Annotated in this window: 23 protein-coding genes, 1 pseudogene and 1 riboswitch; of the genes and pseudogenes, 10 read left to right on the top strand and 14 right to left on the bottom strand. The window is 34.6% G+C overall.

The genetic code is table 11. The features are described 5' to 3' along the window. Positions 1–88: 88 nt before the first annotated feature. Positions 89–547 carry an HRDC domain-containing protein gene (locus EAG08_RS19190; protein ID WP_129536841.1) on the bottom strand — a complete coding sequence of 153 codons (459 nt, stop codon included), beginning with the start codon at positions 545–547 and terminating at the stop codon, positions 89–91. Between the two features lie 25 nt (positions 548–572). After that, on the bottom strand, positions 573–905 hold the full coding sequence (locus tag EAG08_RS19185) for a single-stranded DNA-binding protein (protein WP_129536840.1): 333 nt from the start codon (positions 903–905) through the stop codon (positions 573–575). Positions 906–1,187: 282 nt separating this feature from the next. Between EAG08_RS19185 and EAG08_RS22415 the strand changes: the two genes are divergently transcribed. Next, entirely contained in the window at positions 1,188–1,772 is a 585-nt protein-coding gene (locus EAG08_RS22415) for a hypothetical protein (protein WP_228446653.1), read from the top strand. Further along, a complete protein-coding gene (locus tag EAG08_RS22410; RefSeq protein ID WP_228446652.1) occupies positions 1,739–2,194 on the top strand; it encodes a phosphotransferase in 456 nt (151 codons plus the stop codon). The genes EAG08_RS22415 and EAG08_RS22410 overlap by 34 nt, the downstream gene beginning before the upstream one ends. Here the strand turns inward: EAG08_RS22410 and EAG08_RS19175 are convergent. After that, positions 2,169–3,224 carry a hypothetical protein gene (locus EAG08_RS19175; protein WP_228446651.1) on the bottom strand — a complete coding sequence of 352 codons (1,056 nt, stop codon included), beginning with the start codon at positions 3,222–3,224 and terminating at the stop codon, positions 2,169–2,171. The genes EAG08_RS22410 and EAG08_RS19175 overlap by 26 nt on opposite strands. A gap of 92 nt (positions 3,225–3,316) precedes the next feature. Further along, complete coding sequence (gene pnuC / locus EAG08_RS19170) at positions 3,317–3,913, bottom strand: nicotinamide riboside transporter PnuC (RefSeq protein WP_129536839.1); 597 nt, start codon at positions 3,911–3,913, stop codon at positions 3,317–3,319. Positions 3,914–3,936: 23 nt separating this feature from the next. After that, positions 3,937–4,042: riboswitch (TPP riboswitch) on the bottom strand. Between the two features lie 117 nt (positions 4,043–4,159). On the opposite strand from pnuC, the gene EAG08_RS19165 reads away from it, so the two are divergent. From EAG08_RS19165 to EAG08_RS19145, 5 genes are read left to right on the top strand one after another with little or no spacing between them, the layout of a single operon-like run. After that, on the top strand, positions 4,160–4,756 hold the full coding sequence (locus EAG08_RS19165) for an HPP family protein (protein WP_129536838.1): 597 nt from the start codon (positions 4,160–4,162) through the stop codon (positions 4,754–4,756). A gap of 5 nt (positions 4,757–4,761) precedes the next feature. Further along, positions 4,762–5,100: a hypothetical protein gene (locus tag EAG08_RS19160; RefSeq protein ID WP_129536837.1), complete on the top strand. Its 339-nt coding sequence runs from the start codon at positions 4,762–4,764 to the stop codon at positions 5,098–5,100. Between the two features lie 20 nt (positions 5,101–5,120). Further along, positions 5,121–6,029: a TIGR01777 family oxidoreductase gene (locus EAG08_RS19155; RefSeq protein WP_129536836.1), complete on the top strand. Its 909-nt coding sequence runs from the start codon at positions 5,121–5,123 to the stop codon at positions 6,027–6,029. 35 nt (positions 6,030–6,064) lie between these two features. Beyond that, positions 6,065–6,646 (top strand): GDP-mannose pyrophosphatase NudK, encoded by a 582-nt coding sequence (nudK, locus tag EAG08_RS19150; protein WP_129536835.1) that lies wholly within the window; start codon positions 6,065–6,067, stop codon positions 6,644–6,646. Between the two features lie 20 nt (positions 6,647–6,666). After that, complete coding sequence (locus tag EAG08_RS19145) at positions 6,667–7,236, top strand: hypothetical protein (protein ID WP_129536834.1); 570 nt, start codon at positions 6,667–6,669, stop codon at positions 7,234–7,236. A gap of 88 nt (positions 7,237–7,324) precedes the next feature. Here the strand turns inward: EAG08_RS19145 and EAG08_RS19140 are convergent, their stop codons facing one another. Further along, positions 7,325–8,029 carry an SDR family oxidoreductase gene (locus tag EAG08_RS19140; RefSeq protein WP_129536833.1) on the bottom strand — a complete coding sequence of 235 codons (705 nt, stop codon included), beginning with the start codon at positions 8,027–8,029 and terminating at the stop codon, positions 7,325–7,327. A gap of 183 nt (positions 8,030–8,212) precedes the next feature. Between EAG08_RS19140 and EAG08_RS19135 the strand changes: the two genes are divergently transcribed. Together EAG08_RS19135 and EAG08_RS19130 are read left to right on the top strand one after the other, a co-directional pair. Continuing rightward, positions 8,213–8,629 carry a winged helix-turn-helix transcriptional regulator gene (locus EAG08_RS19135; protein ID WP_129536832.1) on the top strand — a complete coding sequence of 139 codons (417 nt, stop codon included), beginning with the start codon at positions 8,213–8,215 and terminating at the stop codon, positions 8,627–8,629. Between the two features lie 124 nt (positions 8,630–8,753). Beyond that, positions 8,754–9,200: a KTSC domain-containing protein gene (locus EAG08_RS19130; protein WP_129536831.1), complete on the top strand. Its 447-nt coding sequence runs from the start codon at positions 8,754–8,756 to the stop codon at positions 9,198–9,200. A gap of 340 nt (positions 9,201–9,540) precedes the next feature. Here the strand turns inward: EAG08_RS19130 and EAG08_RS19125 are convergent, their stop codons facing one another. The 4 genes from EAG08_RS19125 to EAG08_RS19110 all read right to left on the bottom strand — a co-directional run bounded on the left by EAG08_RS19125 (position 9,541) and on the right by EAG08_RS19110 (position 15,936). Continuing rightward, a complete protein-coding gene (locus tag EAG08_RS19125) occupies positions 9,541–12,732 on the bottom strand; it encodes an efflux RND transporter permease subunit (protein WP_129536830.1) in 3,192 nt (1,063 codons plus the stop codon). Between the two features lie 6 nt (positions 12,733–12,738). Further along, positions 12,739–13,800 carry an efflux RND transporter periplasmic adaptor subunit gene (locus tag EAG08_RS19120; RefSeq protein ID WP_129536829.1) on the bottom strand — a complete coding sequence of 354 codons (1,062 nt, stop codon included), beginning with the start codon at positions 13,798–13,800 and terminating at the stop codon, positions 12,739–12,741. Positions 13,801–13,891: 91 nt separating this feature from the next. Then, a complete protein-coding gene (locus tag EAG08_RS19115; RefSeq protein WP_129536828.1) occupies positions 13,892–15,244 on the bottom strand; it encodes a TolC family protein in 1,353 nt (450 codons plus the stop codon). Positions 15,245–15,342: 98 nt separating this feature from the next. Then, positions 15,343–15,936: a TetR/AcrR family transcriptional regulator gene (locus EAG08_RS19110; RefSeq protein WP_129536827.1), complete on the bottom strand. Its 594-nt coding sequence runs from the start codon at positions 15,934–15,936 to the stop codon at positions 15,343–15,345. Positions 15,937–16,104: 168 nt separating this feature from the next. Between EAG08_RS19110 and EAG08_RS19105 the strand changes: the two genes are divergently transcribed. After that, positions 16,105–20,022, top strand: coding sequence for a T9SS type B sorting domain-containing protein (locus tag EAG08_RS19105; RefSeq protein WP_129536826.1), 3,918 nt, complete (start codon positions 16,105–16,107; stop codon positions 20,020–20,022). Positions 20,023–20,058: 36 nt separating this feature from the next. On the opposite strand, the pseudogene EAG08_RS19100 reads toward EAG08_RS19105, so the two are convergent. From EAG08_RS19100 to EAG08_RS19080, 5 genes and pseudogenes are all read right to left on the bottom strand, one after another. Next, a pseudogene (locus EAG08_RS19100) lies at positions 20,059–20,882 on the bottom strand (S1 RNA-binding domain-containing protein). A 116-nt stretch (positions 20,883–20,998) separates the two neighbouring features. Next, positions 20,999–21,484 carry a hypothetical protein gene (locus EAG08_RS19095; protein WP_129536825.1) on the bottom strand — a complete coding sequence of 162 codons (486 nt, stop codon included), beginning with the start codon at positions 21,482–21,484 and terminating at the stop codon, positions 20,999–21,001. A 10-nt stretch (positions 21,485–21,494) separates the two neighbouring features. Continuing rightward, entirely contained in the window at positions 21,495–22,289 is a 795-nt protein-coding gene (locus tag EAG08_RS19090; protein WP_129536824.1) for a DUF4476 domain-containing protein, read from the bottom strand. Between the two features lie 173 nt (positions 22,290–22,462). Further along, the gene (lpdA, locus tag EAG08_RS19085; RefSeq protein ID WP_129536823.1) at positions 22,463–23,866 is read right to left on the bottom strand and encodes a dihydrolipoyl dehydrogenase; all 1,404 of its coding nucleotides are present in this window, start codon (positions 23,864–23,866) and stop codon (positions 22,463–22,465) included. Positions 23,867–23,975: 109 nt separating this feature from the next. Beyond that, positions 23,976–24,326, bottom strand: a complete 351-nt coding sequence (locus EAG08_RS19080; protein WP_129536822.1) for a hypothetical protein — start codon at positions 24,324–24,326, stop codon at positions 23,976–23,978. Positions 24,327–24,379: the final 53 nt, after the last annotated feature.

Genomic DNA, 24,379 nt, shown 5'->3' with positions numbered 1-24,379 from the left:
AGGAATTGAAAGGACTTTTAAATCAATAAAAAAAGCCGGAGATAACATTTCCCCGGCCTCTCATTTAATCATTGGTGTTTTGATATTTTTAAACGCTTTCCAGGATTTCTAAAATCTCTTCACCATAATTTTCAATCTTATGTTTTCCAAAACCTTTGATATCAAGCAGTTCTTCTTTTTTCACAGGTTTATATTTTGCTACAGAAAGAAGCTCTTTATTGGTCGCAATAAAATAAGACGGAAGATTTTGCTCTTTTGCCTTTTCCGAGCGCCAGATTTTCAGGGCATCTAAAATTACTATTTCATCCGGACTAAGCATTTCGTCTTCAGCAGAGTATTTTACTGCTTTAGAATCTTTAACAATATTTTTGGTTACTACATCTTTATATTCATTAAAATACAAAACGACAGACCAGAAACTTTCATCATGAACAAAAGCCATTTCCACTTTTATGATCTCGTGATTGTTCAAAAAATCATCAATCATCTTCTGATCCTGAAGCAGAAATTCATCAGCAATTCTTACTTTTAAAACTTTTATTTGCATCGTTCGTGATTTTAGAATTCAACATTTATTTTCCACCCAAAAGCAAAATTTCTTCTACTCTGATTTCGGTAATATATCTTTTCACACCGTCTTTGTCATCGTACGATCTGTAGGTAATTTTTCCTTCGATGGCAATTTCTTTTCCCTTCGTAACATACTTTTGGAGTATCTCAGCTGTCTTCCCGAAAGCTACCAAACTGTGCCATTGTGTTTCTTCTACTTTTTCACCTTTTGCGTTGGTGTAATGATTATTGGTAGCTAAAGATACCGATGCTTTTGTACCTCCGTTTTCGAAGTTTACTGTTTCAACTTCTTTTCCTGTAAAACCGATTAAGGTTACTTTGTTTCTTAGTGACATAACTTTGTATTTTTAAAATTAATATTCAGATAAGAGACGTTCACTGTTTTCTCAAATCTCTGTTGCAAAGATTCATCAGGTTTGAAAATTTATTCGGTTTAAAACTATTTAAATTCGTTTGTAGTCGTTTGAAAATGATTATAATTCAGTAAAAGCGTTCAGAAATCGCATATTTAAAGGAAAGTTAAATATGTGAAAATTTTGGTTTTTTTAAGTTGTTTGATGATCGATTCCATTTTGTATCTTTGAGAGTTAGCCACAGTTATAGAAAATCTAACAAAAATGACAACTTTCCCAATAATAGCTTCAACAGTATCACAAACAGAATTAGGTAAATTTATTACTGAAAAATATCAGTTAAAAGATTGTTTTGATTGTAAACTTTTCAGAACCGGAGTAAATCACACTTATTTTCTGTTAGGTACTTATACAAAATATGTTGTCAGAGTTTACTGTTATAATTGGAGAACCAAAGTTGAAATTCAGCAGGAATTAGAGCTTTTAAATTTACTTAAAAGCAATAATCTTTCAGTTTCATATCCGATTCCTGATAAAAAAGGAAATCTAATTCAAGAAATAAATGCACCGGAAGGATTACGATATGTAGTGCTTTTTACATTTGCAGAAGGTGAAAAAATGCGATTTATGACAAATGAAACCTGCTTTGTAATTGGTTCAATTATGGCTAAAATTCACAATATAACTGCTAGCAAAAAAATCGATCGGGTAAACTACAATTCTGATGTTCTTTTAAACAAAGCTTATGAACATCTCAACTTATTTTTTTCTGACGATTTAAGTGAAATGAAATATCTCAAAAAATCACCTCTAAAATGTCTAAAAATTTTGAAGATAGCAACCTATTAGAAAATCAAAAGGGAATAGTTCATCTCGATATTTGGTATGATAACTTGAGTGTAAATAAGGAAAATGAAATTACAATTTTTGACTTTGATAATTGTGGAAATGGACATCTGATTTTAGATGTTGGTTATTTTTGTAAACAACTATTTTTCATTGAATCTGATAAGAACGAATATGAAATAAAAGTTGAAAGTTTTCTAAACGGTTATAGAAAAGAAAGAAGTCTATCTGAAAAAGAACTGAAATTAATTCCAGAAGCGGGAGCATCTATTTTTGTGTTTTATCTTGGCGTTCAAGCTCAAAGATTCGATTGGTCAAATATATTTTTAACAGAAAACTATCTTAAAATGTTTGTTGGAAGAATAAAAAATTGGCTTGAATATTATGAGGCAAAAGAGATCACTCTTCCCCAAACTCCTTCCTAAAATTCGCATGCTGCGTCGCCGTAAAATAATCACAAAAAATCTGATATATTTCAGAATCTGTATGCGTCGCCCGAAGTCCCAACTGAAAATAAATTTCTAAAATCTGATGCGATAATTTCTTTACTAAATCTGTAGAAAAGCAATGAATCTCTGTTTGTTTATCAGAACTTATTAATTCAAAATTATTCAGTAACATTTCAATTTCATCGGCAAATTGAAATGCTTTTTCCAATTCATCATTGATCATTTTATTAAATAATTTCAAGCCAAGATTTGGCCGAATTTTAATTGCTTCCTCCGAAAAATGCGTCGCCATTCCAAGATAATTGACCAGCAATGTCAAATCTGCAAAAATCCTAAACGGAATTTTATCTAAAACATCTTCTGTAAAAAATTCATCGTAAACAAAACTGTAATCTTTAGAAACTTTTGCGTTATTCACTTTAAAGGAATACGTTCCGGTAGCTTTCATGCCCATCGATTTCCAGTTAGGAATAATTTCTGCCTGATCTTTAGAAATAACGAACGAACGGATGATTCCAGTACCCGATTCATCCAGCAAAGGATTTCCGTTTTCGGTTAATGTAGCATTTAAGGTAAAATGACTTAAGTGTGGAGCTCCTGTTGCAAAATGCCAAAGTCCGTTGATCAAAAATATTCCATTGCTTTGTTTCTCAGCTGTTCCGCCAATCATTCCGCTTCCTCCGAAACAGGTTTTTGGGTTAGCGAAAAGTGTTGAAGCAACATTTGGTTTTAAATTTCTAGAAAAAAAATTGGCTCCCGAGCATAAAGTGAGCATCCAGCCTAAGCTTCCATCGATTTTTGACCACTCAAACAATACCGACAGACCTTCTTTTAACCGAAAACCTAATCCGCCATATTTTTTTGGAACCCAAATCTGAAGCAAACGTTGCTCATGAATACTGGTCATTATTTCCTGAGAAACTTCACAAGCTCCCAACATTTTATTTCTAATTTCTTCAGGCATGATCATGGCTATATGGTCGTTTTGAATTGATATCTTAATCACTGATATTTTAGGCTTATTATTATTTTTGTTTATAATCTCTCGCTGATCAAGCAGATTTTGCAGATGATAAAATCTGCGTGAGTCTTTAAAAATCAAGCGACCTTTAAAGACTTAGATTTAATAATTTTCCGCCACTCCAAATAACCAGAAATCGCTACGATAAATAAGAAAGCCGTCAAAACCGCATACAGATACAAATCTTTGTGTATCAACAACGGAATTGCGATAATATTGCTGACATTGAGCAAAATCCAGTTTTCGATTTTTCTTCTCGCCATCAGCCACATTCCGGCCCACGCAAAGGCGCTAACCAGAGAATCCCAAATCGGAACGTCGGAATCGGTGTATTGAGTAAGAAAAAACCAGAACAAACCGAAAGTTCCAAGCACGATTCCAGCGGTGATTAGTTTTTCCTGATTGGTTGTTTCTGAAATCACTGTTTCAGATTGTTGTTTTCCGAATTTCCAGTACAACCAGCCATAAATGCTCATGACTAAATAGTAAAGATTTAAGGTAAATTCCGCATAGAGTTTTGCGAAAAACATCACATACAGCGAAAGTGAAATTCCGGCAATACCGAAAAGATAATTGTTTGAATTGTTTTTTCGGGCCAATAAAACCTGAAAAATTGAAAAGAAGACCCCAAACCATTCCGGCCAGGTTGTCTTTAGTGAAATTTCCTGCATCAAATTAACTTATATAAATTAAATGATGAGATGATAAAATCAAATTCCCTACGCCGGCATTATCCGGATCAGGTGTGGAAGATTCCCGGGTATCATCTCAGCCGCAATCGTGCAGCACCCCATTGATGGCGCAAAATTGAAACTTTTTTCTGAGAATAAAAAATTAAAGCTGAATTTATTTAGCAGATGAAATTCCACAGCCGTTTGTAAACGGATATTTTGTATCTTTAGATTTTAATATCAGAAACTGTGAAGAAGACGCTCAGAAGAACCTACCGTGTATCAAAATATGTAATTTACAAAGAAACTCTAGTTGATTATAAAGAACATTTCTGGTCATTTCTCGGCGCATTTTTCGGAATCGGAATTATCGCTTTTCTGCAGTCACAGTATTTATTGGAACAGGAAAATGTTTTCTTAATTGGTTCGTTCGGCGCATCAAGTGTATTGATTTACGGAGCTATTCAAAGTCCATTAGCACAACCGAGAAATCTTGTCGGCGGTCATGTTATTTCGGCTTTGGTAGGTGTCACTGTTTATCAGTTTGTTCCTGATATCTTATGGCTTTCTGCACCTTTGGCAGTGGCATTTTCCATCGTTTTAATGCAGTATACCAAGACGCTTCATCCACCAGGTGGCGCAACAGCTTTGATTGCGGTGACTTCTCCCGGAAAAATTGCAGATTTAGGATATTGGTATGTACTTTCTCCGGTTTTGTCGGGTTGTATTATTTTGCTTTTGGTCGCTTTATTTTTTAATAATATTACTAAAAACAGAAGCTATCCGACGAGTACGAAATGGAAAAGACTTTTACATAAAAAACACAAACACCCATTGAAAAATTAATTGCTATGAAATGCCTTGAATGTGGCGAAAAAATCATTGGAAGATCAGATAAAAAATTCTGCAATGACGCCTGTAGAAACGCTTATAACAACAAACAAAATAAAGATTCGAGTAATCTGATGCGGAATGTTAACAATAAACTTCGCCGAAATTACCGTATTCTGAGCGATATCAATCTGGAAGGTAAAACTAAAATTGCCAAATCTAAATTGAGTGGCTTAGGATTTGATTTTAACTATTTTACACAAATTAAAGTTTACAAAAATGGTTCTGAATATAAGTTTATTTACGACCAAGGCTATAAACTTTTAGATGATGATTATATTTTAATTGTTAAGAATTAAAAGAATCCCAAAATCAATACATGAAAGAAGTCGTATTAATTACCGGAGCCGGCGGATCTGTCGCAAAAGTTTTAGCTAATAAACTTGAAAATGAATATACTGTTCGTTTTTTGACACGAACTAAAAAGAAAGAAAATGACTTTGAATGGAATATTAAAAATGGAATTATCGACGAAAAAGCCTTCGAAAATATCAGTCACATTATCCATTTAGCAGGAGCTAATATTTCAGAAAAAAGATGGACTGATGAACGCAAAAAAGAAATTATTTCCAGCCGTGTAGATTCTGCACAACTGATTTTAAAAACTTTACAAAAGAAAAATATTCAACTAAAATCTTTCATTTCAGCATCTGCCGTTGGAATTTACGGAGCGATAACTTCTGAGAAAATATTTAAAGAAGAAGACGAAAAAGGAAATGATTTTCTAAGTGAAGTCGTGATTCTTTGGGAGAAAGCTGCGGACGAGTTTTTAGAAAAAGGTATTGCCGAAAGAGTGGTAAAAGTGCGAATAGCCATCATTCTTTCTGAATCTGAAGGTGCTTTGAAAAAAATGGCTGTTCCTGTAAAACTTGGCATCGGGTCACCTATCGGAACAGGAAGACAGTACATTCCGTGGATTCATATTGACGATCTTTCTTCCGTTTTTGAATACGCTGTGAAAAACGAAAATATAAAAGGTGCTTACAATGCATCAGCGCCTCAACATACCGACAACGAAAATTTAACGAAAGAAATTGCGGAAGTTTTAGACAAACCCCTATTTATGCCTAATATTCCGGGATTTGTGATGAAGCTAATGTTTGGCGAACTGTCTGTTGCACTGCTTGAAGGCTCAAGAACATCTTCGGAAAAGCTTCAAAATGCAGGTTTTCAATTTAAATTTCCGAACCTGAAAAATGCTTTGGAGGATCTGCTCAAGAAAAATTAATTCAAATAAAATATATAAACAAGATTGTAAAATCTATGCAGAATACAAACGTACACATTGAGAAGACTGAAATTCTATCAGATAACTGGTACACTTTAAAAAAGATCACTTTCAATATTCTAAAAAAAGACGGAACCACTGAAACCCAAAGCAGAGAAGCATACGACAGAGGAAATGGAGCAGTCATTTTATTGTACAACACAAGTACAAAAAATGTAATTTTGACCAAGCAATTCCGGATGCCGACCTACATTAACGGAAATACTGACGGAATGTTGATTGAAGCTTGTGCAGGTTTATTGGATAATGACCATCCTGAAGAATGCATCAAGCGTGAAACCGAAGAAGAAACAGGCTACAAAATATCGAAGGTTGAAAAAGTTTTTGAAGCGTATATGTCACCCGGATCTGTCACAGAAATTCTGCATTTTTTCATCGCCGAATATTCAAGTGAAATGAAAATCACAAATGGCGGAGGTCTTGAAGAAGAAGGTGAAGACATCGAAGTTTTGGAAATTGATATTGAAAAAGCGCTTCAAATGATTGACTCCGGAGAAATAAAAGATGCCAAAACCATCATGCTGCTTCAACATGTAAGGCTTAAAAATTTAGTATAGATTATTTAAAAATAGAAATTATGAAACTGCAATATTCACTGATTCTTTGTTTATTATTTTCTTTTGCTGTTTTCGCTCAGAAAAAAGATGGGTTGAGTACGAAAGATCAGCACGCTGTTGAGCATTTTAAAACTGAATACAAAAAGAAAAATTACAAAAAATTTGAAGGAAAAATCACTTCAAAGGATAATCAGGTTCTGTTTGATGATAAAGTGATTTTCTTCGATAAATCTGATAAACTGACTTTTTCAATGTTACAGCAAGGTCTGATTTATCCTCAACTTCTGACCGATTATCAAATGCAGAAATTTCTTGATGAAACCACCGATAAAACTCAGAAAAGATTTTTGAAACTGCAAAAAGATCCGAAAGCGTCGTTTGATGTGAATAATATTTCGGTGAAAATTTCTGAGTTACCTTTTTTGAATATGAATGAAAAGGTGAAGAGATTTAGATTGATTACCAAAAACAGAAATCTCCCTAATGCTATCATTTACTTTCTTGAACTGACGAATTCTAAAGCTGCTAAAAACATGAATTTTGATGAGTTTGTGAAAGATGCCAAACTAACGTATTTGGATCAGGAGTAAATAGAATATAAACTTTTTTCAAATAAATTAAAATCTCTGTTAGAATTTGTATTTCAAATTATCCAACAGAGATTTTTTCATTTTAAGTTTAAACCAAGTCTTTTGCAAAAAACTGTTTTGAATCTCCTACCGGAATATCATATTGATTTTTTGCGAGTGCCAAAAACAATTCGTCAGCAACTTCAGAAGGCGAAATTCCGTTGGCACCACCAATTCCTGCAGAAAAATCTGTATTAACTAAAGGTGGGTAAACTTCGTAAATCTGAACATTTTCCTGCTCTTCGTAAGTTTGTCTTAACGCTTCTGTGTAGCCGTGTAAAGCTGCTTTAGATGCGCTGTAAGTCGGTAACATTTTATGGCTTCTAAAAACTGCAATTGACGAAACGTTGACTACCGCTGCTTCTGTTTTCTGAACTAAATGAGGAAGCAAAAGCTCAGTAAAATGAATGATGCTGAAATAATTGGTGTTCATTTCAATCGCTGCTTTTTCGTGTGCGTTTTGAGTTTCGTTCAGTAAATAAGCAAATGCTGCACCTGCATTATTGATGATGATGTTGACTTCGGGATGATTGTTTTTCAAATCTTCTGCGATTCTTAATCTGTCTGCCTCAATTGAAAGATCGCCCTGAATTCCTACAGCATTATCCAATTGTTGCAACGCATTCTGAAGACGTTCTTCATTTCTTCCGTTGATGATTATTTTGTTGCCTTCTGCATTCAGTTTTTTTGCGATGGCTAAACCGATTCCGGCACTTCCGCCGCTGATGAATACTGTATTACCTGTTGTTTTCATTTTTTTGTTTGTTTAAAATGTTGTCTTTAAAATCTTCGTTGTCACTCTTGCATGAATCAAAAAGAATGTTTTCTATTTTATTTAAAATTAATTCGTTAAATTTGCTTGCGTTTTGCAAGTGCAAATTTATAAAATTACTTTCAAAATGCAAGTGTTTTTATTTGATTATTTAAAAATAATTTTATGTCGAGTTCAAAAAAGAGATCAAATTGCCCTATCAGCAGCTCATTAGACGTATGGGGAGACAAATGGTCATTGCTGATTGTAAGAGATTTGATGTTTAAAAAACAAAGTACTTACGGAGATTTTCTAAAATCTGATGAGAAAATAGCGACCAACATTTTGGCTTCGCGTCTTTTAATGCTTGAAGAAAATGGCATTATTAGCAAGCAGGATCATCCTGACAGTAAGGCAAAAGTTTTATATAAGCTGACCGAAAAAGGCATCAATCTGCTTCCGCTGTTGATAGAAATTAATCTGTGGGCTGAAAAATATTCTGAAATTCCTGAAAGCCAAAAGATAATTTTGAATGCGGTGAAGAAGGATAAAGTGGGGTTTATTAAGGCGAAAATTGAAGAGTTGAAGAGGGAGGTTTTGTGAAGTTTGTGATTAGTGCTTGGTCAATGAAAGTTTTTTTTTGCTTCAAATAAATTAATACTGAATAACTTACGGTTTTTCCAATTAAAAAGCCTAATTTTGCATCCCGTAAAAAGGATCTTACGTTATGAAAAGAATAGGCGAACACAGAAAACTTCTTGGAGTAGACAATACTGCTACTTTAAAAGATTTAAAAACAATTTACAGAAATGTGATGAAAGATACGCATCCTGATAAATTTGTGAATGATGAAGAAGGGAAACTGGCAGCAGAAGAAAAAAGCAAATCTGTGATTGAAGCCTATCATTTTTTGGTAAGCATCAACTCAGAAACTCAGGAAAAATATAAAGAAGAATATACGGAAACAATCACGAAATCTAATATTCAGGATTTTTATCTTGAAAAATCGATTTTGAAAGTTCAGCATTTGAACGGGAAAATGTTTGAATACATTGGAGTTCCAAGAAATACCTATATCAAAATGGTGAATGCTGATTCTCCAAGCCGTTTTGCAAGAAGACATATCTATGGAAATTTTATCTTTAGAAAGTCTGGTGAAGTAATGGCAGATTAATTTTTCCATATAAAAAAATAAGCAAAGGCTTTCAGTTTATTCTGGAAGCCTTTTTTATTGATCTTTAAATTTTAATTTTTAACACAAATGACTTAAAGTTTTTTTAATTAATTGAATATATTTTCGTTCGAAAAAGCGTTTCGCTCAGCAAAGTAACATTTACTTTGTCATCTCCTGTTAGAATTTAAAGAATAGTATAGAAAAGATTTGTGTCTAGATCCCTACCGGATGACAGAGATCCTGCTTATCTTTGAGATTGCTTCTTCGCTTTGCTCATCGCAATGACAAAAAAAGCGCATCAATTTATTGATGCGCTTTCAGGTTAATTAAGGTTGTTATATTAGTCTACGTGTTTCGGAGTATATCCGTCTTCACTTAGTTCTTTTTCTTCATAATCAGCTTTCATTTCAGCATCATAATCAACTGTTTCATGTTTACCCATTCTTCTCAACATTGAATCGAATAGTGAATAAACCGTAGGAACAATAATTAAGGTAAGGAATAATGATGATGTCAAACCACCGATAATTACCCAAGCCAATCCGTTGTTCATCTCCGCTCCTGCCCCTTTTGCAATCGCAATCGGAATCATACCGAAAATCATCGCAATCGTTGTCATCAAAATCGGACGAAGACGTGCATGGTTAGCCTGAATCAAAGCGTCATGCGTACTTGCTCCTGCTGCTTTTCTCATGTTGGCAAAATCGACAATCATAATTGCGTTTTTCGCTACCAAACCGATCAACATAATCATCCCCAGCATTGTAAAGATATTAATCGTATTTCCTGTAATGGCAAGAATCAACATTACTCCGATCAATGCCAAAGGAATTGAGAACAATACCACAAACGGATACACAAACGAATCGTAAAGCGAAACCATCACCAGATAAACCAGTACAATAGCCGCCAGTAAAGCGATTCCTAAAGTACCCATACCTTCTGTCTGGTTCTCCATATCTCCACTCCAGAGGTAATTTACTCCGGCTGGTTTTGTTTTTTCATTTGTCATAAACTGGTCTGCCCATTCGTTGGCAACATCAGCCATTGCACGACCTACCACTTTAGATTTCACTTTTACGGAAGCTGTTTTATCTCTACGCTCCAGCAAACTTGGTCCTGATCCCATTTTCACATCAGCAAACTGACTCAATCTGATTTGCTCGCCTGATGGATTGGTAAACATTAAGTTTCTTACATCTTCAATCGACTGTCTGTTGGCGTCTCCAAAACGGATGTTGATATCATATTCGTATTCTCCGGCTCTGAATTTCCCGTCTGTATTTCCTGAGAATGCAGTCTGCATTGTTTGACCAACACTTGAAAGATTTAAACCTAAAGAAGACATTTTATCTCTGTCGATATTCACCTGCACTTCAGGATTTCCTGAGTCAGAAGATAATTCTGCATCTACAGCTCCCGGAACTTTTTTAAGCAAAGCAAGAATTCTGTTGGCTTCTTTGTTTGCCGTTGCGTTATCAGGAGCGGTAACTACCATTTCGATTGGTGCAGCATCTGCTCCCATTAATCCGATTGGTGCTGTTTTAAACTCAACTCCGGTGAATTTTTCTTCTAAAGCTCTTTTAATTTTAGCAGATTTAATATCTGTACTTTCGTTACGTTCAGATTTATCAACTAAAATTACCTGAATTTCTGATTGGTATAAAGTTGCCTGCGCTCCACCAAAACCTGATGACTGCTGACCAACTGTAGTAATCATATCGACTACATCTTTATCGTCTCTCAGATATTTCTCAACCTGTAAAGTCAATTGGTTTGTTTTTTCAACGGAAGCATCTTTAGGTAATTCCATTTGAACAAGGAACTGACCTCTGTCCATTTTCGGGAAGAATTCTCCACCGATAAATCCGCCCCCCATTAATCCCATTGTCACAACAATTAGAAGTACAAATGTAAGAACAACAGTCATTACCCTTCTTAAACCAGTTTTTAAAACCCATTCCAGAATTCCTGTAATCCAGTGCGTGAATTTATCTAACTGCTTTTCAAACCAAAGGATAAATTTCTCGAAAGGATTTTTACCCGTCAAATGAACCAACTTTCCAAATCTTGAAGACAGCCAAGGAATAATAGTAAATGAAGCCAATAATGAGAACAATGTTGCAATAACTACCGTGACACAGAACTGCGCCAAGATGTCTGAAACTAAACCTGAACTCATCGCAATCGGTAAGAATACCACCACGATTACCATCGTAATTGCTGTTACGGTAAAGCCAATTTCAGAAGCTCCATCGTATGCTGCACGGATTCTGCTTTTACCCATTTCCATGTGACGGTATACGTTTTCTAATACCACAATGGCATCATCCACAAGAATACCTACCACGAGTGAAAGTCCCAATAAACTCATTAAGTTTAAAGTATATCCCATCAAATACATTCCAATAACTGTTGCAATCAACGACACCGGAATGGAAACCATTACGATAAATGCGTTTCTGATGTTGTGAAGGAATAATAACATTACTACTGCCACCAAAATAATCGCTAAGAATAAATCGAAAATTACGTGATCTGCAGCTTCAAGCGTAAAGTCTGTGTTGTCATCTACAATGGCAACTTTTAATCCCTGAACTTTATAATTGGTCTGAACCTGCTCAATCGTCTTCTTTACTGCTTCAGAAACTGATACTGCATTGGCATCAGACTGTTTTTTCACCTGAAGTAAAATGGTAGGATTTTGGTTAAATCTCGCAACTTTTTCAATATCTTTTTGAGTATCGAAAACTGTTGCAATATCAGATAAACGAACTTGAGCTCCGTTTTTATTGGAAACTACAAGACTGTTCATTTCAGCAACATTTCTGTACTTTCCTGAAAGTCTAATCGTTGATCTTGAAGTTCTCGTTTTCAGAGCTCCTGTTGGGAAATCTAAGTTTGAAGAAAGAATCGCCTGCTGTACGTCTGCAATAGCAACGCCATAACCCTGCATTTTCTTTTCATCTAAATTTACCTGAATTTCTCTTTCCTGTCCACCCACAAGATCAACTTGTGCAACACCATTCACACGGGAGAAAACCGGCTCTACTTTTTTATCTAAAAGGTCGTAAAGCTCTTTGCTATTTAGTTTATCACTTGCAATACTCAATGTCATGATTGGTAAATCATCCAATGAGAATTTCTGTAGTGACGGTGGATCTGCATCTTCAGGAAGGTCTGCCAAAATAGCATTTACCTTTCTCTGCGCATCATTCAAAGCGTAGTTTACATCGGCACCTGTGTTCAGCTGAACCATAATTACCGATAAACTTTCGTAAGAAGAAGATTCAACTTTTTTTACATTTTCCAAAGAACCAACGGCGTCTTCAATCTTTCGGGTCACCGACGTTTCCACCTCAGAAGGTGAAGCTCCCGGATAAACGGTAGAAATCGTTACCATATTGGTTTCAAACTTCGGAATCAACTCGTACCCCATCATGGAGTAACTTAATAAACCACCCAAAGTAAGAATCGTAAATAATACGATAACCAGGGACGGTCTTTTAATGGATATTTCTGCTAACTTCATCTTCTGTTACTTTACGATATTGATTTTTGAACCGTTATCAAGGTTGATCTGTCCGCTGGTAATTACTTGCTCACCGCCATTCAATCCGCTGATGATTTGTACTTTGTCACCATATACTTTTCCTGTTTTCACAGTGATCATTTTAGCAGTACCATTTTGAACGATGAAGATCTGTCCTGAACTTACTCCATTTGCAAAAGCTTCAGCAGGAACAGTCAGCATATTCTGAGTTTCAGCACCGTTATTTGTTTTGAATAAAGCTGTGGCATACATACCTGCTTTTAGGTTTCCTCTGTTTTGAATTTCAATTTCTACAGGGAAATTTAAAGAAGCATCACTTTTTGGAGCGATAAATGTAATTCTTCCGCTGAAAGATTCTTCAGGTAAAACATTAACATTAATTGCTACTTCCTGACCCAACTGAATTCTTCCAATCTGGCTTTCGTCAACCAAAACTGAAAGTTTTAAGCTGTTGATATTTACGATTTCGAATAAAGCTGTTCCCGGAGAAACCACCATTCCCGGCTCAACCATTTTTTTGTTGATAATACCGCTGATTCCTGCTCTGATGCTTGTATCATTCACTTTTACACCTTGAGCTCTTACTGCAGCCTGCATATTTTTCAACTGCAATCTTGAATTGTCTAACTGTTGTTTTGTAACACCTCCTGTCTTGAAAGCATTTTCATAACGTTGGTTATCTGCAATTGCATTCTGTAAATTGTTTTGAGCCTGAGTAACATCAACTTCAATCGCATCTCTTTTAATTGTTGCCAAAACCTGACCAGCTCCTACTCTAGAACCTTCTTTCACAAAAACACTAACAATACGTCCTGCAATTTCTGAAGACTGATTTGATTCCTGTTTTGGGATAAAAGTTCCGTTTGCAGAATAATCTGTGTTGATATTTTCTCTAGAAACAGTAACTACATTCACGTTGATTTTATCAACCTGTTTTGCTACTTCTTTTACTTCGGTTTCCTGTTTCTTTTTGTTATCCGTAATTTTCCAAGCTGCTAAACCAATAAGCACTGCAGCGACGATGATATATATTAAAGTTTTTTTCATTTGAAGTTATTTATTGAATTTAAAGGTCAAATGCAATCGCCACATTTCTATTACTTTTTTTGTTCTATAATTCATAGCGATTTCATTTCTATTATGGGTTTTGTAAAGTATTAAGTTCGCCTTTAGCCTTGATTAATTTAATTTCAGCCTGTTTGTAGTCTAATAATGCAGTGGTATAATTCTGTTTTGCATCTGTCAAAGCATTTTCAGAATCTAAAACTTCAGTTAACGTTGCTAAACCGTATTGATAATTAGCCTGAGTATCTTTCTGAACTTTCTCAGCTAGTTTCACGTTATTTTGCATGCTTTCAATTGTAATTAATGAATTCTCCATATTGGTAATTGCATTTTTATAATCTAAGCTTAAAGTCAACTGCGTATTTTGAATATCCTGATCTAAATCTAAAATATCAATTTCAGCCTGCTGAATTTTTGATTTTGTAGCTCCACCCGTAAAAATCGGAATGTTGATATTTAAACCAATTGCTGAATAATCGCTCCAAAGAACTCCATTATTAATACCGTTGGTCAGAGGAAACTTAGCTCCTTGTCCACCCCAACCATAGTTTGCCTGTAGACCAACTGTTGGATATAAATAAGCTTCCGTTGCTTTTTTATTGTATTGCAAAAGCTCTCTGTTTTTCTGTAAAACTTTCACCTCTGTTCTTGTATCTAAATCAACAGTACCTGCGATAAGTTGAGGTTTTGGCTCAATGCTTTTCTCTTCAAGCTCAATTGGAGTATCGATAGGAACGCCCATGTAGAATTTCAATGAGTTTTTTGAAAGCTCAACAGCGTTCACCAGCTGCTGTCTGTTGGCACTGATATTCGTTAATTGTACATTGGTACGATCAAGATCAATCCCTTTTGCCAAACCGTTTTCTACCAAACTTTTGATTACATTTCTTACTTTTTCGGTATTGGTGTAACTTACGTTTAATGTTTTAAGATTTTCTTCCTGTACAAAAACCTGATAATAGGCAGTTGCTACATTTTCGATAATCTGCTCATTAGAAAGCTGAGCATTCAAAACATAAAATTCTCTTGTAGATTTTGCAGCTTTTAACCCTGTAAAAACTCTTTGGTCAAAGATTGCCTGATTCACTGTTACTACAGCGCTAGAGCTCCAAGGTTGTCCCAATTGTGCACGGATTCTTTGTCCGCCAAATTCTAATAATGACTCCTGAATAATCGGGTTATATGTTAACCCAGCAGTTGCGCTCACTTGTGGCAATGCACCAGCTCTTGCCTCAGCAATCTTATATTCGGCTTTTTTGATTTGCAAAGCTGCTTTTTTGGCCTCTGCTTTATTTTGCAATGCCTGTTTGATGGCCTCTTGCAAAGATACCTCTTGCTGGGCAAAGGCAGATGTAGAGCCGAAAATCATAAATGCTGCAGCTATCCCAATTTTTAGCTTTTTTGCAGTTATAAGTTTTCTATTCATAATTTATTACTTCGTTTATTTTTTAATAATTTTGATTTCTTGCAGTCATTTATTCCTAAATGACGATTCAGTTTTATAATTACTTTAACAGTTTTTAATTAATTTTTAAAAAGCATGTTAAGGATGATGTCTTTTCTTTCTGAGATGATCTGATCAAACTCTTTATCCGTAATCATTAAATTCTCTAAAAACAGAGGACGCACCGCACTAGGAAACACTAAAAGCGAAATCATATTGAGAAGAAACTGAACCGGAGCCATTTTCACAATATTTCCCAATTGCATTTCTTTTTCGATGTCTTCGTACAATTTTTTCAATTCCTCTTCTTCCACGTCTCTTTTGTGACAACTTCCTTTATTGATTTGCGAAACGATATAAGTTTCTAAATACGGATACTGAAGACTCGTAGATAAACTTCCATCGATGAACTTGGCTATTTTTTCCTTGAATGGAAGGTCAGAATTCATGATAATCTCAGATTTCTCTTTTTCAACTCGATGAGCTTCATCAAAAATAATTTGAATAAGATTATCTCGTGATCTGAAGTAGTAGTTGATCAATGTTCTGTTGACACCCGCCTCGTCTGCAATTTCTTGTGTAGTTGCGTTAAATTTCCCCTGCACAAAGAATAAATTCTTCGCAGTCTCTTTGATTAATTCCTGAGTTTGATCTTTCTTTTCTTGTTTTGACATTTTTGTTAAACAATTTTGTGCAAATATATATCAAACAATTGTTTTGACAAAATTGTTAAACAAAATAATTAATATGATTTGCATCATATTTTACCTATCCAATCACGTATTAATGATTTATTAATTCGTATCACATCTTTGTTTGTTTATATTTGCGGAAAATTAATAATGATGAAAAAAGTTTTGTTTCTTTTAACAGTTTTCTGTTGTCTTTTTGTGTTTGGACAAACGAAATTCCAAAAGAATAATGAATATCACTTTTATGAAAATAAAGGACAGATTGTAGATCAGAATGGAAAGGAAAATTCTGATGTGAAGTATTTATTTCATTCGGCAGGATTAAATGTTCAGCTACGCTCTAATGGTTTTTCTTATGATGTTTATGAAACAGAGAAAACAAAAAACCATAATTTTAATAAAGGCAAAGAAAATCTTGTGGTAAACAAAAAAGATTATAATCTTGACGAATACACTTATGAGAATCTTTTTCACAGAATAGATATTGAACTTGTAAATTCTAATAGTAATGCTAAAATAATAACAGAAGGAAAATCTAAAGATTATGAGAATTATTATAATCTACTCTACCACCCGAAAGGTATAACTAATGTGCATCGCTACGAGAAAGTAATTTATAAAAACATATATCAGAATATTGATTTGGTATTCTTTAAACCGAACGACACACTAAAACCTGTTGAATACAATTTTGTAATCCATCCGGGAGGGAAAGTTTCTGATATAAAAATGAAATTTCAGGGAGCATTAGCAATGCTTGAAGAAGGAAAACTTAAAATGAATCTAAGATTTGGTGAAATGTATGAAAACATTCCACAAAGTTGGATAGAGGGTAAGACCAAAAAAGACATAGCTGTTTCGTTTAATGATTTGGGAAATCAAGTTTTCGGTTTTACAGCTCCTGTAGAAAACTCTACTGAAACTATGGTAATAGATCCTGTTCCTACAAGAATCTGGGGAAGTTATGCAGGAGGTTTCGGTGAAGACTATGGAAGATATAAGACAGACAGTCAAAGTACAGGTTATCTTGCCGGAGCTACAACTAGTACAACGAATATTGCTACTTCAGGTGTATTTCAACAAAATATTATTGGATCACTTGATGCTTTTTTAATGAAAATAACAAAAGATGGTCAAAAATTATGGGGAACTTATTTTGGAACTCCGAGAGATGATGGTTTTCAAAGTTTTGATTTTGACGAAAATTATAATATATATGCTGGTGGCGAAATCAACAGAATTAGTAGCAATACAGACGCGTTTTTAGTAAAATTTAACTCAGCTGGAGCTTTAATATATCAGAAGCATTTTATCGGCAATTCTCCAGAAAATTTATATACAATTTCATATAATGGCAATCAGGTCTTTTTAGGAGGACAGACAATGAGCCCCAATTTTCCTGTATTAAATGCTTCGCAACCAACAAAACTAAGTCCCAGCGGTTACACCGATGGTTATATAATTCAATTGGATGCTACAACGGGCAATACTGTTTGGTCATCATTTTTTGGAGGATCAGATCATTCAACTTCAATTTTTAATATATTTTCATCAGTTGGAGATTTGGAAATTATCGGAGCTACCCGTTCTCAAAATATTCCAATGATAAATCCATTCCAATCTACGTTTGGAGGAGTAAGTGACGGATTATATTTAAAATTTTCAAAATCAGGAACACTTTTAAGGTCAAGCTATTATGGAAACTCTATTCAGGAGTATGTTTGGGAAGCAAGAATTATTAATAATACTCTAATTCTTGCCGGTGAATTTCCTGATTTTAATGGACCTATATATGGACCTTCCGGAATATGGAGAGTAAATCTGACAACCAATACAATAACAAAAACAAATTTAAATTTTCAATCTTCTTCACAGCATTCTGCATATATAGACAGCGCTGGAAATGTTTTTCACATTGGATTACATTCAAATGGGCAACCCGATATATCAACACCTGGTGCTTATATGGGAATGCCTGCGATGTACAATTCTACATTTGTAATTAAATACAATCAAAATGATATAAAAGAATGGGGAACATACTATTCAGGTAATGGAGCGACCCAATTAGGATATGTTACTAAAGATAATGAAGGTTATTTATATTTCACAGGAATGTCTAGCAATAATACAACAGGTATTGCAACTCCGGGAACTTTTCAGCAAACCGGAGGCCATCCTTCTAATGATGTTTTTATTGCAAAATTTCAGGACTGTACTTCCACCGGAATGGTCGCTTCCAACTCCCCCGTTTGTATCAATTCAAATATTCAACTCAATGCAACCGGCGGAACAACGTACGCTTGGACAGGACCAAACGGTTTTGTCTCAAATTTACAGAATCCAACAATTCCAAATGCAACATCAGCTAATGCAGGAACGTACACTTGTCAAATCACAGGAAGTGGAGCTTGCGACGGAAGTTTCACCGTAAATATTGTTGTGGGAGATAACGTAGCACCAATTCCAAACACAGCTCAACTTCCAGATATTACCGGAGATTGCAACACTATAGTTTCTACTTTCCCGACTGCAACAGACAATTGTACGGGGACGATCACAGCTACAACAACAGATCCGCTTTCATACTCAACCGCAGGAACACATATAATTCATTGGACTTATAGTGATGGGAATGGAAACACAGCTACTCAAAATCAGAATGTGATTATCTCACCAACGGTTTTACCAACCACAGCAAATGCTACTCAGACTTTCTGTACCATTAATCAACCGACAATATTAAATATCCAGATTACAGGCCAGAATATAAAATGGTATGATACAGCAAATAACATATTGCCTTTAACTACTCCGCTTGTAAACGGACAAACTTATTTTGCATCTCAAACAATTAATGGTTGTGAAAGTGCGAAAATCTCAATTCAGGTAACCGTAAATAACACACCAAAACCAACAGCAGCTTTAACGCAGGATTTTTGTACATCAGCAAATCCTACCTCGGCAAATTTAGTGGTCAACGGAACTGCTTTAATTTATTATGATGCAGCAGGAAATATTCTGCCTATAACCACTCCACTCGTTCACGGACAAACGTATTTTGTCTCCCAAACACTAAACAATTGTGAATCTGAGAAACTTGGTATTGCTGTTACTTTATCACAAAACAATGTTCCGGCGAACAATTACAGAGTTTCTTTGTGCAACAGTTCTACCGGAAACACAATGGTGGTAGACTTTACATCATATCAATCAAATATTATTGTAAATCCTAACAACTACATTTTCACATACACCGACCAATCAGGAAACCCAATAACAAATTTTTCAAATTATACTTTAAATATCGGATCAACGATTATTAATGTAAGAGTTTCGACTGCAGAAGGATGCTTTAAAGATGTTGTGTTAGAATTAAATTTAAATCCGAAACCTATTATTATCCTTCCTGAAGATTTTGATTTTTGTAGAGGAAAAACTGTGACACTTGATGCAGGAAGTGGTTTTGCATCTTATCTCTGGAGCACTGGTGCTACTTCACAAACTATTACTGTATCAACTCCCGGAAATTATTGGGTGCAAGTGACCAATAGCTTTGGATGTCAAAACACAGACGATATCGAGCTGAGTTACTCAGTTTTGGGTGAAATTGTTGCTGTAAATATTACAAATAATTCGGCTACCGTAATGATGTCTTTACCTGGAAACTATGAGTATTCTTTAGATAACCAAAATTGGCAAAATTCTAATGTATTTAGCAATCTGAGTTTGGGAGAATACAAAATTTATGTAAGAACAAAATCGGGATGCATCATCGGAGAGAAAAGCTTCTCTATTTTTAATATTCCAAATATGATTTCGCCGAATGGTGATGGTACAAATGATAAATGGCGAATTGCAGGATTAGAAAATTATTCCGGAACTGAAATTTTGGTTTATGATAGAAAAGGTTTAATCGTTTTTAAACAAACAATATCCAAAAAACCTTTTGAATGGGACGGAAAGTACAACTCGGCACCACTTGCTACAGGAAACTACTGGTATACCATAAAAGTTTCAGATGGCAGAGTTTACAACGGCTGGTTATTAATTAAAAACAGAAATTAAACACAAAAAAGAGCAGAAATTTCTGCTCTTTTTATTTTATACTAACTTGATTTTATCATCCAAAATCTCAACTATTTTATCTTTATATAGACCTCCAAGTGCTTTCTTGAAGTTCTTTTTACTCATGTGAAGTTCATCTTTAATTTCTTCAGGAGAAGATTTGTCTGATAAGTGAAGTAAACCAAAGTTTTCCTCTAATTTATTTAGAATTTTTTGCCTAAACTCATCAATGTTTTCAAAACCTTCCGGTTGAAGAGAAACATCTATTTTTCCGTCTTCACGGATTGTTTTAATATAACCTTCTTCTTCAGAAAGCGGATATACTTTTTTGTAAACATCAGATGCATAGATCAATCCTAAGTATTTTTTATTGATAACCACATTCCAGCCTAATTCACTTTCGTTCATCATGATGAGCTCTACTTTATCGCCTTTTGAAAAGGTACATTTTCATATTGCGGATTTCTTTTGAACTTTGTGGTTCCTGTAATCAATTCTAATTCTTCATCGATATAAAGATTCACAAGGTATCTTTTTCCTTCAAGAATTTTAGATTTTTGTTGTTTGTAGGGAATGAAAAGGTCTTTGATAATTCCCCAATCCATAAAAGCTCCGCTTGGAAGACTTTGCACACAGCTCATTACCGCAAATTCTCCAACTTCTGCCAATGGAGTTTCTGTTGTAGCTTTTAGTTTATGATCGTCCTGATAAACGAAAACTTCAATCTCATCACCAATTTCTTTTTCGTCACGAATGAAAACTTTAGACATAAAAGCGGTCTCGCCCGTTTCGGATTCAAGCATCCATCCTGAATTATTTTTTTCTGAAATTTTTAAAGTCTGAGTTCTTCCGATTTGCATTGATGATAATTTAGTTGGCAAAGGTACGGAAATTAGTTTGAGAGTTTGAGCGTTTTTAGAGTCGGAGGGTTTAAAGTTATTAGGTTTGAGTTTTTTTATCTCAATTAAACTTAAATTTAATTATTGAAATGTTTCAAATCATTCATCAAGTTTTTAGACTCTTGTAAAAAGTCTTTTTTTTCATCATTATCATTTACTCCAATCGTTTTTATCACCTTATCGTCCTCATAGTAATATCTCCGTTCTGAAAGAAGTTGTGGTTTTTTAAGATACCCATTTTCACCAACAATCTGATATTTTTTTGAGTGAACAAAAACCAATTCCCCATTATCTGAAAAGAAATATTCTGTGATAATTTTCCATGCAGATAATCCTACCCAACACTCCATTTTCAAAAGTTTATTATTTTTATAATATCCCTTTAATTCAATGCCATTGTCTGTCACTATATTTTTATCAGAATAGTAAGAATTGGGAACTATCCTAATTTTAAATCCCTGTGTCTGATTTATTTTCTCAACAGTTTTTCTTGAAGATTCAATATTCTGACCAGAAAACAGTTGAGAAAAAATTATAATTAAAAGTGAAATTAATTTCCCCACGAGAATTTAATTAATATTTAGAAATAAAATCCATCAAATCTCGTCTGTTGCTTTCAAAATCAAATGCATCGCCTACAATAAAATATTTTTGTTTGTCAACACATTTTGAAAATAATGATTTAGCTAAAATAACTCTGTTTTTATCGAAGCTTAAATCTTTAACCAAAATACTGATCTGCTCTGAGGTAAACATCGCATGGCGACCTTGCTGATTGATGAAAGCAATTTTCTTATCATCAAACCACGCATCTTTTTTCATAGCTGATATAAATTGCTGAAAAGTCTGACCGTCCATCACATTTGGATTATTGCCATTGCCATTATTTCCCGAGTTGCCATAAGGATTATTCCAGAGGTCATTCCAATTTTCGAAACCATAATATCCATTTTGAAGCGGATAAGAATCTAAGAGATACAAACCTTTATTTGTGAAAAAATCAAGAACTAATCTGCTGTTGTTGCGCACATTTAAAGTTGTTCTGTAAATCAAATATCCATTATCATAGATAGAAATTGGCATTCTTCCCGATTGCAGATCAAAGAATCTGTATTTTCCAGAATTATTTGAAATCATCTGATCAGCCAGTTCCACACTGAAATATCCCTGTTCAGGAATTCTTACAAAAACTTCGGCATAACCGTAGTTTTGATTCCATTGATAATTAGGGTTTATAGGTTTTCTGTTCGAATTATTCTGATTATTTGGATTTCTAAATCCTGTAGAATTAGATGAATTATTATCTCTAGAATCCTGTCTTTTGGTATTTGAGGATTTTATTTCATTTTTTGAAACTTCATTTTTCAAAAGCTCACCGGCTTTTCCGGCTTCCTGCGCAAATGAATGCAGTCCAAAAAAAGCATCACACCAATAAATATATTTTTCATAAACAATTTTTATTTTTAATCTCGATTTTTATGCCAAAAAAAGAGAAACCAAAAATATGATTTCTCTTTAAATATATCTTGAAAATTTTTCAATTACATATGAATAGGTCTTTTACCCGTTGCATCCAAAGCAGCTTCTTTAATAGCTTCTGCGTAAGTCGGGTGCGCGTGAGAACTTCTTGCGATATCTTCTGCACTTGCACGGAATTCCATTGCGATAACTCCTTCTGCAATCAAATCGGCAGCTCTTGCTCCTACGATGTGCATTCCTAAAACTTCGTCAGTTTTTTCGTCTGCAATGATTTTAACCAAACCATCAACATCACCACTTGCACGGCTTCTTCCTAATGCTCTCATTGGGAAAGATCCAACTTTGTAAGCTACTCCCTCTTCTTTCAGTTGCTCTTCAGTTTTACCAACTCCGGCAACTTCAGGCCAAGTGTAAACAACACCAGGAATTAGGTTATAGTTAACATGAGGCTTTTGTCCAGCTAAAGTTTCAGCAACGAAAACTCCTTCTTCTTCAGCTTTGTGAGCCAACATCGCACCTTTGATAACGTCTCCGATTGCGTAGATGTTTGCAACATTTGTCTGAAGGTGATCGTTAGTTTTCACTCTTCCTCTCTCGTCAAGCTCAACTCCAGCTTTCTCCAATCCAAGACCGTCTGTGTAAGGTTTTCTACCTACAGAAACTAAACAGTAATCTCCTTCAACGGTTACTTCTTCTCCTTTTTTATCTTTAGCTGTAATTTTTACAGTATCTCCATTTCTTTCAACTGCAGAAACCGCTGTAGAAAGCATGAACTTCATTCCTTGCTTCTTAAGAACTTTAGTTAATTCTTTACTTAAAGCTCCATCCATTGTAGGAATGATCTTGTCCATAAACTCAACAACCGTTACCTGAGCTCCTAATCTTAAATAAACAGAACCTAATTCTAGACCGATTACTCCACCACCTATAACGACTAAATGCTTAGGAATTTCCTTAAGATTTAAAGCCTCTGTAGAAGTAATTACTCTTTCTTTATCTAAAGTGATGAAAGGTAAAGAAGTTGGCTTAGAACCTGTTGCAATGATGGTATATTTAGAATCGATCGTTTCTGTAGAACCGTCGTTTTTTGTTACTTTAACCTGAGTAGCAGATTCGAAGCTTCCAAGACCTTCAAAAACAGTGATTTTGTTTTTGTTCATCAAGTAACTTATTCCGTCTGTGTTTTGCTTAATAACCTCATTTTTACGCTCAATCATTCTTGCGATGTCAGCTTGAGGTTCATTAATAATGATTCCGTGACCTGCAAAATTGTGTTTTGCGTTTTCGAAATGTTCAGAACTGTCTAAAAGCGCTTTTGAAGGAATACATCCAACGTTAAGACAAGTTCCGCCTAAAGTTGAATATTTTTCGATAATTGCTGTTTTGAAACCTAATTGTGCTGCACGAATTGCGGCAACATAACCACCAGGACCAGAACCTATTACGGTAACATCGAATTGACTCATTTTATTTTTATAATTTATTATTAGCTATTCTTAATGATTACAAATTTACTGATTAATTTATAAGCACCAAAGTGAGTTTTATCAAGTTTAAAGTATAAATTTAGAGATATCACAAATCTAAATTAAGTTTTCCAAGCCCAAAAACTTCTTTATTTCCAAAAAATTCACCTCCGCAAATGTACCATTCAAGATTTTCCAAATGCTCAACAGCATCTTCCGGCTTCATTCCTGCAACCTCTTTTTTTGCAATAATTCCTTTGTACCAACGTGCAGATTCAGGTGAATTAGGAAATTCAACAGCATACTTAATCCATATTCTCTGACAAAGTCTGCATTGAATGACATTTACTTCTGCATCTCTGCCATTGGTAAGATCTGCACCCACTATTGATGTTCTGAATTCAGATTCAATCAGGTCGTGTTTTTCGCAGGCACAACCCAATTTCGGAAGTTTTTTCATGAATGAAATATTGATTTTTATAAAAATTGAAATGCAAATTTAAGGAAATATAC

Source organism: Chryseobacterium sp. 3008163, from assembly GCF_003669035.1.
In the GTDB taxonomy this organism is placed as follows: Bacteria; Bacteroidota; Bacteroidia; order Flavobacteriales; family Weeksellaceae; genus Chryseobacterium.
This window is presented reverse-complemented; position numbering and strand designations above follow the sequence as displayed.